This is a genomic window from Pseudomonas sp. MF6767 (genome assembly GCF_016405475.1).
Lineage (GTDB): Bacteria > Pseudomonadota > Gammaproteobacteria > Pseudomonadales > Pseudomonadaceae > Aquipseudomonas > Aquipseudomonas paracarnis.
Genome location: NZ_JAEKCY010000030.1, coordinates 47,030 through 56,677, shown reverse-complemented (window position 1 = coordinate 56,677; position 9,648 = coordinate 47,030). Strand labels below are relative to the sequence as shown.

General features: G+C 58.9%; 17 protein-coding genes. All 17 read left to right on the top strand.

The features are described from left to right. Positions 1-224: recombination protein NinG (locus JFT58_RS28445; RefSeq protein WP_198834810.1), on the top strand; the 224-nt coding region annotated here is incomplete at its 5' end. Next, positions 221-583: an antiterminator Q family protein gene (locus JFT58_RS28440; protein WP_198834809.1), complete on the top strand. Its 363-nt coding sequence runs from the start codon at positions 221-223 to the stop codon at positions 581-583. The genes JFT58_RS28445 and JFT58_RS28440, both read left to right, overlap by 4 nt. Continuing rightward, complete coding sequence (locus tag JFT58_RS28435; protein WP_198834808.1) at positions 580-762, top strand: hypothetical protein; 183 nt, start codon at positions 580-582, stop codon at positions 760-762. The genes JFT58_RS28440 and JFT58_RS28435 overlap by 4 nt, the downstream gene beginning before the upstream one ends. Further along, positions 759-1,097 carry a hypothetical protein gene (locus JFT58_RS28430; protein WP_198834807.1) on the top strand — a complete coding sequence of 113 codons (339 nt, stop codon included), beginning with the start codon at positions 759-761 and terminating at the stop codon, positions 1,095-1,097. Before JFT58_RS28435 ends, JFT58_RS28430 begins: the two co-directional genes overlap by 4 nt. Positions 1,098-1,264: 167 nt before the next feature. Next, complete coding sequence (locus JFT58_RS28425; RefSeq protein ID WP_060772912.1) at positions 1,265-1,516, top strand: holin; 252 nt, start codon at positions 1,265-1,267, stop codon at positions 1,514-1,516. Further along, positions 1,513-2,028 carry a glycoside hydrolase family protein gene (locus JFT58_RS28420; RefSeq protein ID WP_060772911.1) on the top strand — a complete coding sequence of 172 codons (516 nt, stop codon included), beginning with the start codon at positions 1,513-1,515 and terminating at the stop codon, positions 2,026-2,028. Before JFT58_RS28425 ends, JFT58_RS28420 begins: the two co-directional genes overlap by 4 nt. Further along, a complete protein-coding gene (locus tag JFT58_RS28415) occupies positions 2,025-2,501 on the top strand; it encodes a DUF2514 family protein (protein ID WP_060772910.1) in 477 nt (158 codons plus the stop codon). The genes JFT58_RS28420 and JFT58_RS28415 overlap by 4 nt, the downstream gene beginning before the upstream one ends. After that, on the top strand, positions 2,498-2,710 hold the full coding sequence (locus JFT58_RS28410) for a hypothetical protein (protein WP_060772909.1): 213 nt from the start codon (positions 2,498-2,500) through the stop codon (positions 2,708-2,710). The genes JFT58_RS28415 and JFT58_RS28410 overlap by 4 nt, the downstream gene beginning before the upstream one ends. 8 nt (positions 2,711-2,718) lie before the next feature. Then, a complete protein-coding gene (locus JFT58_RS28405; protein ID WP_060772908.1) occupies positions 2,719-3,252 on the top strand; it encodes a terminase small subunit in 534 nt (177 codons plus the stop codon). Then, on the top strand, positions 3,230-4,741 hold the full coding sequence (locus JFT58_RS28400) for a hypothetical protein (RefSeq protein WP_060772907.1): 1,512 nt from the start codon (positions 3,230-3,232) through the stop codon (positions 4,739-4,741). Before JFT58_RS28405 ends, JFT58_RS28400 begins: the two co-directional genes overlap by 23 nt. 29 nt (positions 4,742-4,770) lie before the next feature. Continuing rightward, positions 4,771-5,097 (top strand): hypothetical protein, encoded by a 327-nt coding sequence (locus JFT58_RS28395; RefSeq protein ID WP_157717971.1) that lies wholly within the window; start codon positions 4,771-4,773, stop codon positions 5,095-5,097. A gap of 1 nt (position 5,098) precedes the next feature. Next, the gene (locus JFT58_RS28390; RefSeq protein ID WP_198834806.1) at positions 5,099-6,793 is read left to right on the top strand and encodes a portal protein; all 1,695 of its coding nucleotides are present in this window, start codon (positions 5,099-5,101) and stop codon (positions 6,791-6,793) included. Beyond that, positions 6,793-7,089: a Bbp19 family protein gene (locus tag JFT58_RS28385; protein ID WP_060772904.1), complete on the top strand. Its 297-nt coding sequence runs from the start codon at positions 6,793-6,795 to the stop codon at positions 7,087-7,089. Before JFT58_RS28390 ends, JFT58_RS28385 begins: the two co-directional genes overlap by 1 nt. Then, positions 7,086-7,799: a hypothetical protein gene (locus JFT58_RS28380; RefSeq protein ID WP_060772903.1), complete on the top strand. Its 714-nt coding sequence runs from the start codon at positions 7,086-7,088 to the stop codon at positions 7,797-7,799. Before JFT58_RS28385 ends, JFT58_RS28380 begins: the two co-directional genes overlap by 4 nt. Positions 7,800-7,828: 29 nt before the next feature. Continuing rightward, a complete protein-coding gene (locus JFT58_RS28375) occupies positions 7,829-8,824 on the top strand; it encodes a major capsid protein (RefSeq protein ID WP_060772902.1) in 996 nt (331 codons plus the stop codon). A gap of 37 nt (positions 8,825-8,861) precedes the next feature. After that, positions 8,862-9,254: a Bbp16 family capsid cement protein gene (locus JFT58_RS28370; RefSeq protein ID WP_060772901.1), complete on the top strand. Its 393-nt coding sequence runs from the start codon at positions 8,862-8,864 to the stop codon at positions 9,252-9,254. Beyond that, positions 9,247-9,624: a hypothetical protein gene (locus JFT58_RS28365; RefSeq protein WP_060772900.1), complete on the top strand. Its 378-nt coding sequence runs from the start codon at positions 9,247-9,249 to the stop codon at positions 9,622-9,624. The genes JFT58_RS28370 and JFT58_RS28365 overlap by 8 nt, the downstream gene beginning before the upstream one ends. Positions 9,625-9,648 lie beyond the last annotated feature (24 nt).

Sequence of the window (9,648 nt, the reverse complement as noted above, 5' to 3'; positions counted from 1 at the left end):
GGTTTGAACCGCTCAACGCCTGGAAGCAGTGCGCCCCGTGCAATAACCACCTCTCGGGAAACCTCATCAATTACCGAATCTCGCTCCTACAGAGAATTGGCGAGGAAAAGGTGGCATGGCTTGAAGGTCCTCATGAGGCAAAGAGATACACCGTGGATGAGCTGAAGGCGATGACCGCCGAATACCGGGCAAAGACCAGAGAGCTCAAGAGGGCTGCAGCATGAACTATGACGCCGAAGAGCTTCTAACCCAGTGGGGTCGGTGGGTGTGGCAGGGTGCCGGCGTCCCTGGCTATGGTATTTCCCCTCTGTATGCCCTGATGCGCGACAACGTAGAGCAAATCACCAAGAATCTGCCGGCCGCGATAAGCGATGATGATGCGCTGATGATCGATGGGGCGGTTGCAACGCTGTGGAAGCGCTACCCGTCTACAGCGGATTGCATGAGGCTTTACTACTGCACTGGCATGACAATGCAGGGTGTTGGCAATATGCTCGACCTGACTCGTTTGAAAGTGCGCGAAATGATCATCGCTGGGAACAATTACGTTCAGGCGTGTTTGGACATGAGGATGGCGGCATGAACGATTACATCGAAAACCAGAAACGCTTCCAGGAGTTGCTTTTGCAGGATGCAAAATTCAAGAAGCAAAGGGCCCAGTTCGAATTGGATCAGGCGGTGTTCGCTGCGCGACTTGTTTCCGTTATGAACGCGCCGCTGATTCAAACAGCCGCGCTTATCCGTGGGAGTATGCTGGCATGAATGACCAGGAGCTGATGGAACTGGCGGCAAAGGCTGCTGGTATGTCGCCCGCTTCATTCGATGGACATAACGTTGGATGGTACGACCCCCAACGCGGAACTACTGGTACATGGAATCCGCTCACTGATGACGGCGATGCTTTCCGCCTGATGGTGGCGCTCAGCTTGGACGTTGCTTTCGACGGGGATCATTGCGTGCAGATTGATTACTTCGGTAGTGACGGCGAGCTGTACGTCGTTGAGCAGTTGGTGTTGGGTGATCCCGCAGACGCCGTGCGGCGCGTTATCGTCCGAACTGCCGCCGAAATCGAAATGGGTAAATCATTGACGTGTTAACACAGTAATGGCACATTAGCGCCAGATTGCGGTTTTACCGCTTTGAACCAAGCCTGGCCATTGAGCCGGGCTTTTTTGTGTTCGTAATTCATCCCTGAGCCCTGGCATTTGCCGGGGCTTTTTCGTATCTGGAGGCCCGTATGGCAGCCCCGGACAGGAGTAGAAACATGGCCAACCCGACGCCCGAGAGCATCGTAGAGGTGGTGGGTGCGTCAGTGGCCAATAAGGGCATGTTGGTTGGCGGTGCTGCTGGCATGGTTGGCTGGCTGTCGCAAGTCAACTGGATAGGTATTGCTGGTGTGGCGGTCGCGGTGGTGGGCCTGCTGATCAATCTGTTCTTCCAGGTCCGCAAGGATCGCCGCGAGTCCATCGAAAGCGCTGCGCGCCTGGAAGCCCTGAAAGAGCGGGCGCGGGCATGAACCCCGTCATTCGCCAGCGCATCGCCGTCGCGGCGCTGAGCCTGAGTGCGGCCGGCTTCGCCACCTGGCAGGCAAGCGAGGGCTACACCCAGGTCGCTGTGATCCCCACCAAGGGCGATGTACCCACCATCGGCCATGGCTCGACACGCTACGAAGACGGCCAGCCAGTCCGCATTGGCGACACGATCACCCCGGCCCGCGCCGAAGTGCTGGCCCGCAACCTGAACAGCCAGGCGGAAAAGCAGTTCGCCGCATCGCTCCCGGGCGTGAAGCTGTACCAGGCCGAATTCGATCTGTACATGGACTTTGTAGGCCAGTACGGCATTGGCACCTGGCTTAAGGGTTCGCCGCGCCGTGACCTGCTGGCCGGCAACTACGCCCAGGCTTGCAATGACCTGCTCAAGTATCGCTATGCCGCTGGCTTCGACTGCTCGACACCGGGTAACAAGCGCTGCGCCGGCGTCTGGGCTCGCCAGTTAGAGCGCCACGCCAAGTGCATGGCTGCGCAATGAATCGCTACCTGATCGCCGCCATTGCGTTGCTGGTGATCGTGGCGGGTATCCAGACGCACCGCCTGGACAATGCGCAGACCGATCACGCGGACTACGTGGCCAGCATCGCTACCCAGGCCCAGGAAGCCAGCGAGAAGGCCCGCCAGACCGAACAGCAACGCCAACGAGAAATTGACCAGGTACGCACCGATGCAGCCAATCAAAAGATCAGCGATGACGCTTACGCTGCTGAGCTTGTTGCTGTGGGTGTCAGCCTGCGCGAGCAACAAACCAGCCTGCTTGCCGACCGCGCCGCCCTACGTGCCCGCCTTGCCGCAAGAGGCAAGACAATCGACGACCTTGCCGATTTGCTCGCCGAGCTGCGCACAGAAGCTGACAACCATGCGGGCGAACTGGCAGCAGCGCTTGACGCAAGTCGCCGGGCCGGATTCGCCTGTGAACGCTCCTACAGCGCCATGAGGGCATCCAAATGATTAAGTACCACATCAAGTCCGCTGGCGAAGTCCACGAAGTGCTGGCTGTCACGTTCACCCAGGGCGACGAACTGCGCCTTATTGGTGAGGGTGGCGTAGTTGTAGCCATCTTCGGTTCATTCGAATGGCTCAAGGTTGTCCCTGTTGTGACTGCTCCAGTCGTGGAGGGTGATCCCTCTACTGAAAAGCCTGAACTGGCTGGCGAGTAAGTATTCCCATGGCACTGACACAAAAACAGCGCCTATTCGTTGATGAGTACCTGATTGACCTCAATGCAACCCAGGCCGCTATCAGGGCGGGGTACAGCAAAAGGACGGCCGGTCAGATAGGCGATGAGAACCTGAAAAAACCTCAAATTGCCCAGGCCATCAAGGAAGCGATGGATTCTCGCAGCAAGCGTGTGCAGATCAATGCTGACTACGTACTGAATCGCCTGGTCGAGATTGATCAACTCGACGTGCTGGACATCCTGCGCGATGACATGAGCTTCAAGCCTTTGTCGGAATGGCCGAAGGGTTGGCGCCAGTATCTGGTCGGCTTCGATATCGCCGAGATGTTCGAAGGTTCGGGCGAAGATCGATCGATGGTCGGCCTGATGAAAAAGATCAAGTGGCCGGACAAGGTCAAGAATCTTGAACTGCTCGGCAAGCATGTAGCAGTCAGCGCCTTCCGTGAACAGGTGGAAGTAAACGTAACCCACACCCTTTCTGAGCGGATGGCTAAAGCACGTGAGCGAGCCAGCAACGGTTGACCTTGAGCAGCAGTTGGTCGAGGACATACTTTCGTTTGCTCAAGACCCGCTTGGATATGTCTGGTACGCCTTCCCATGGGGCGAGCCTGGCACCGAGCTGGCGAACAAGACCGGCCCGCGTGATTGGCAGATTGAAGTCCTCGACTCCATCGGCAAGAAGTTACGCGCCGGTGCCAAGGACCTGGGCGAGGTAATCCACGAAGCCACTGCCAGCGGCCACGGGATCGGCAAATCTGCCCTGGTGTCCTGGCTGATCAAGTGGTGCGTTGACACCTGCGTCGATGCACGCGGCGTTGTCACTGCCAACACGGAAACCCAGCTCAGGACCAAGACCTGGCCCGAGGTGGCGAAGTGGAACCGGCTTTCCATCACCTCGCATTGGTTCCGGATCACGGCCACGGCGCTGATCAGCACTGACCCGGAGCATGAAAAGAACTGGCGTGTGGACGCGGTGCCCTGGTCGGAGAGCAACACCGAGGCATTCGCCGGCCTGCACAACGAGGGCAAGCGCCTTCTGCTGGTATTCGACGAGGCATCAGCCATTGCTGACCTGGTGTGGGAAGTGGCCGAAGGTGCGCTTACCGACGAGAACACCGAAATCATTTGGGCTGCCTTCGGTAACCCGACCAAAACCACCGGCCGCTTCCGGGCTTGCTTCACACGGTACAAACACCGCTGGGGACACCGCCAGGTTGATAGCCGCACGGTTGAAGGTACCAACAAAACGCAAATCGCCAAGTGGCAGCAGGACTACGGCGAGGACAGCGACTTTTTCCGCATCCGTGTACGCGGCATGTTCCCGAGGGCTTCCGAATTGCAACTGATCCCGACTGACTGGGTTGCTGACGCGATGAAGCGTGAAGCGGTCTACGGCATGGACGACGCCCTGGTCTGCGGTATCGACATCGCCCGGGGCGGTGCTGACAACAATGTGATCAGGTTCCGGCGCGGCCTGGACGCGAAGTCCATCAAGCCAATCAAGATTCCAGGAAGCGAAACCCGCAACACCACGGTGTTCATCGCCAAGGTGTGCACAGTGGTGATGGAGCATCGGCCGGATGCGGTGTTCGTTGACGCTACCGGCGTTGGCGGCCCAGTTGCTGATCAACTGCGCCGCTTGCTGCCGGGCATCGTAATCATTGATGTCAACTTCGCCAGCAGGGCGCCAGACCGGCACTACGCGAACATGCGCACATACATGTGGTGGCAGATGCGCGAGGCATTACGTGCGGGCCTGGCCATTGACAGCAACGAAGAGCTTGAAGCCGAGCTGACCTCGCCGATGTACACGCACAACTCCAGCGACCAGATCGCCCTGGAGAAGAAGGACGACATCAAGAAGCGCCTGGGTATCTCCCCGGACGACGGTGACGCCTTGGCGCTTACGTACGCCATGCCGGTGATGAAAAGCCAATACAACGAATACGGCGGTTCCGGTGCCAGCAACAACGGCCTTGAATCCGAATACGACCCTTACGCGAGTAACTGACCATGTGTGGAAGCGGAATCAAAAAACTTGTGAACAAGGTGGTCAAGCTCGACCCGTTGCGCGGCGGTGACGTCCTGCTTGAAGGTATGGGCTTGCCGAACATGTTTGGCGAGAACACCGGCATGTTCAACAAGGCCGAGCGCGAGAAGGCAGCGGCAAAGGCAGCGGCCGAAGCGGCAGGCTCAACGTCACCAGGTGCAGCACCGACCACCTCCAGCGACTCAGTGCAGGCCGCTGTAGAGGCTGAACGCAAGCGCCGCCTGGCCCAATCCGGCCAGAACGGGACCATCTTGACCGGTTCGTCTGGCGTGCTTGGCGGTGCCAATACCAGCCAGAAAACGCTGTTGGGGGTGTAAGTTGACCGACTCCCTGCGCGAACGCTGCGAGAAGCGCTACACCGCTCTCAAGAGCGAGCGCGACAGCAACTGGCTGCCCGACTGGAAAGAGCTAGGCGACTTCATCAGCCCGCGCTCTGGCCGCTGGAACAACACCGACACCAACGACGGCAAGCGCCGCGATCAGAAGATCATCAACCCGCAAGCGACGTTTGCGGCCCGCACGCTTGGCGCCGGTATGCACACCGGCATGACCAACCCTGCATCGCCCTGGGTGAAGTTCGGCACGCCTGATCCTGGCCTGATGGCTTATGGACCGGTCAAGGCTTGGCTTTACGCCGCCGAGACGTCCATGCGCGAAGTCATGGCCAGGTCGAACCTGTACAGCGTTCTGCCCAACCGCTACAGCGAAGAAGGCATTTTCGGTACCGCGCCGATGGTGGTAATGCCGGACGACAGCGATTTGTTGCGCTCGTACCCCCTGGCTATCGGCAGTTACATGCTCGCCAACAACAGCCGCAACCAGGTGGACACCCTCTACCGCGACTTCCGCATGACTGCCCGCCAGATGGAACAGCAGTTCGGCAAAGACAAGATGAGCACCACGGCGCGCAACCTGCTGACCAGCAAGCCGGACGCCTGGGTAGACATCTGCCATGGCATCGAACCCAACGACACCCGCGAGAAGGGGCGCAAGGACAACACCAACATGCCGTTCCGGTCCGTGCACTGGGAAAAGAGCGGCGACAAGGATTCGATGCTGCGTGAATCCGGGTTCAAGGTGTTCCCAGTCATGGCGCCGCGCTGGGACGTGCTGGGCGAGGATGTGTATGGCTCCGGCCCCGGCTCTATGTGTATCGGCACCACCAAGGCCATCCAGCTGATGGAGCGCCGCAAGGCCGAACTGCTGGAGAAGGGCGTGCGCCCGCCAATGGGTGCGCCGGCCAGCCTCAAGAATCAACGCGCCTCGATCCTGCCGGGCAGCATCACCTACCTGAACGATATGCAGGTTGGGGCCAAGTTCGCGCCGCTGTATGAGGTTCAGCCTGCATGGCTCGGCCAATTGCGTGGTGAGATTGCCGCTGACAGCTCGATCATCGACACCGCGTTCTTCGTCGATCTGTTCCTGATGATCAGCCAAATGGACAGCGTGCGCACCGCGTACGAGATTGCCACCCGCAAGGAAGAGAAGCTGCTGATGCTCGGGCCAGTGCTGGAGCGCCAGACCGATGACCTGTTAGACCCGCTGGTTGATATGTACTTCAACCAGATGCTGGAGCAATCGATTCCGCGCTGGACTGGCATGTTGCCGGGTGCGCCACTGTTGCCGCCGCCGCCGAAAGAACTGGCGAACATGGATCTGCGCATCGAGTTCACCAGCATCCTGGCTCAGGCACAGAAGGCCATTGGCGTATCCAGCATCGAGCGCGCTATTGGGTTCGCCGGCACCGTGGCCACCGTCACCCAAAGCACCGAAGCGCTGGACCTGCTCGATTCCGATGAAGCCATGCGCCAATACTTTGAACTGATCGGCGTGCCCCCAACGCTGGTACGGGCTGATGACATGGTTGCTCAGATCCGCGAGCAGCGTGCCCAAGCGCAACAAAACCAGCAGATGCAGCAGGAGCTGGGAAGCGTCATCCAGGGCGCCCAGGCGCTTAGCCAGACCGACACTGGAGGGGATAACGCCCTGACCGCGCTTGTAGGGGCGATGTGATGACCGAACGACAGGAGCCCACCGAGCAGGAATTGCAGGACATCGCCGACTTCAAGTGGCTGATGGACGACAGCCGAGGGCGCCGCTTCATGTGGCGAACCCTGGGCCATTGCAGGATTTTCCAAGGCTCAATAGGCCCCACCGACGCAATCACGAACTTCAACGAAGGCCAACGCAATGTTGGCCTTCTTCTTTTGAGCCAGGTCAACGACCTGACCCCATCGCTGTACGCGGTCATGGCTGCCGAGAACGCGCCAAAGCCGATTGCTGAACAACCCCAGGAGACAGATGAATGAGCCCTTTGATGATGAAGCTGCTTGGCCGCGTGTACATGAGCGAGGCGGAAGCAAGCACTACTGGTGGTGGTGAGACTGCTGCGGCGTCCACCACCGAGACAGCCGCCGAGGCGGCAACGACCACCACCACTCTGACGCCTGCCGCAGCTACAGCCGCAACCGATACAGCCGCAACCGAATCCGAAACCAAAACGCCTGAGCAGATCCAGCAAGACGCCGATGCAGCCGCGAAGCTCAAGGCCGAAACCAGCGCGCCCGAAGTCTACGAGGACTTCACCCTGCCAGAAGGCATGGAGATGGATGTGGAAATCCTAGGCGAGTTCAAGAACCTGGCCAAGGAACTGAACATCCCGCAGGCCAAGGCCCAGCAGCTCATCGACTTCCAATCGCAACTGGCGAGCAAGCAGGCCGAGCTATACCAGACCGCCGTCACCAAGCAGGCCAAGGACTGGGCTGCAGAAATCAAGAGCGACCCTGAAATTGGCGGTGAGAACTACGACAAGAGCGTAGCCAGCGCTATCAAGGTCATTCAGTCCTTCGGTGACCCGGCATTGACCGAGTTGCTGAATACCTCCGGGCTGGGCAACCACCCGGCGCTGTTCAAGTTCTGCCACCGCATCAGCGCGGCTATCTCGGAGGACAAGTTCGTCATGCCGGGTAGCCAGACCAATGCACCCAAAGAAATGACCATTGTTGACGCCTTCAGCTAAGGCATTCATAAACCGTAGGAGATACACAGATGGGCATCCTTACCTCCACCATGCCGACCCTGATCGATAAGTTCAACAGGGAAGACAGCACCAAAAAGGTCATGAAGATCGTTGAGCTGATGGCTAAGCGTAACGACATTCTTCAAGACGCCGAGTACCAGGAGTGCAACGATGGCTCCAAGCACAAGACCACCATGCGTTCCGGTATCCCCGAGCCAACCTGGCGCATGTTCAACCAAGGCATTCAGCCAAGCAAATCAACCACCGTGCCCGTGCTGGATACCACCGGCATGATGGAAGACTACGGCCTGGTCGATAAGGCGTTGGCTGACCTGAGCGGTAACGCCGATGCTTTCCGCACCTCCGAAAACATGGCCAAGTTGCAGGGCTTCAACAACAAAGCCGCCCGTTACATGATCTACGGCAACACTCAGGCAGAGCCTCAGGCGTTTTTGGGCCTGGCGCCGCGCTACAACGATAAGTCGGCAGAGTCTGGCGCCAACATCGTCGATGCGGGTGGCACCGGCTCCACCAACACCTCCATCTGGTTTGTGACCTGGGGCGAGATGTCTACCCACCTGCTGTATCCGAAAGGCAGCGTGGCGGGCTTTCAGCACAAGTTCCTGGGCCAGCAAACCGCCCGTGCTGATAACGGCGGCGACTTCGAGGCGTATCGCGATCACTTCAAGTGGGATATCGGTATGTCCGTTCGTGACTGGCGCGCAAATGCCCGCATTGCGAACATCGATGTCACCCAGTTGACCCGTGATGGTGCGACCGGCGCGAATATCATCGATCTGATGATTGATGCTCTGTATCGCATCGACAACCCGGAGCAGGGCGAAGGCCGGACCATCATCTATGCCAACCGCACTATCCAGTCGTGGCTGCACAAACAGGCGATGAACTCCAAAAACGTCAACCTCACCCTGGGCGAGTACGGCGGCAAGAAGATCCCAGAGTTCCTGGGCATCCCAATCAAGCGCATCGACGCCATCCTCAACACCGAAGCCCGCGTAGTCTAACGACTGCGTGGATTTCCCCTATTCAGGAGAGACCATCATGCTTTTCGACGCAAAGCTGCTCATGTCGAACGCCCAGGCAATCACTGCCTCCGCAGCTTCGACCGACGTTATCGACCGTGGCGACAACAAGGACGTAGGCCGCGGCGGTGACATTCCCCTGGTCATTCAGGTTGTTGAAGCGTTCAACACCCTGACCAGCCTCACCATCGAGCTACAGACCGATGACAACTCTGGTTTCAGTTCGCCTCGCTCACTGTATTCGGTGGTGGTCCCGCTGGCCGACCTGAAACTGGGTTATCAGACCCCCGTCGTCACCCTGCCGCAGAAAACCGAACGCTTCCTGCGCCTCAATTACACCGTGACCGGCACCGCCCCAACACTGGGCAAGGTAACCGCCGGCATCGTTGCTGGAGTGCAGACCAATGTCTAAGCGCTATGAGGTGCTTGAGCGGTCGTTTATCAACGGCCGACTCTATGAGCCCAAAGAAACTGTCGTGCTGGAGATTGATAGCCCGGGCAGCAATCTCAAGGAATTGGGGGCTGTGAAGGCTCCAACCATCCAGCAGGACGCTGGCGGTTTTGGCCTGGGATACGTTGCCGCCCGTGGCGCTGCTGGCAAGTACGTGGTCAAGGACGACAAGGACCAGCGGGTTGGCGATTTCATCGGCAGCAAGACGGAAGCGGAAGCGGAAGCTGCCCGACTGAACGCAGGTGGCGAAGTTGTTGGGCCAACCATCCAGCAGGACGCTGATGACAACGATCAGGACAACACCAACGGCAACGGACTGCCAGACGCCTGATCACCAGCAACACACCTTACGGGC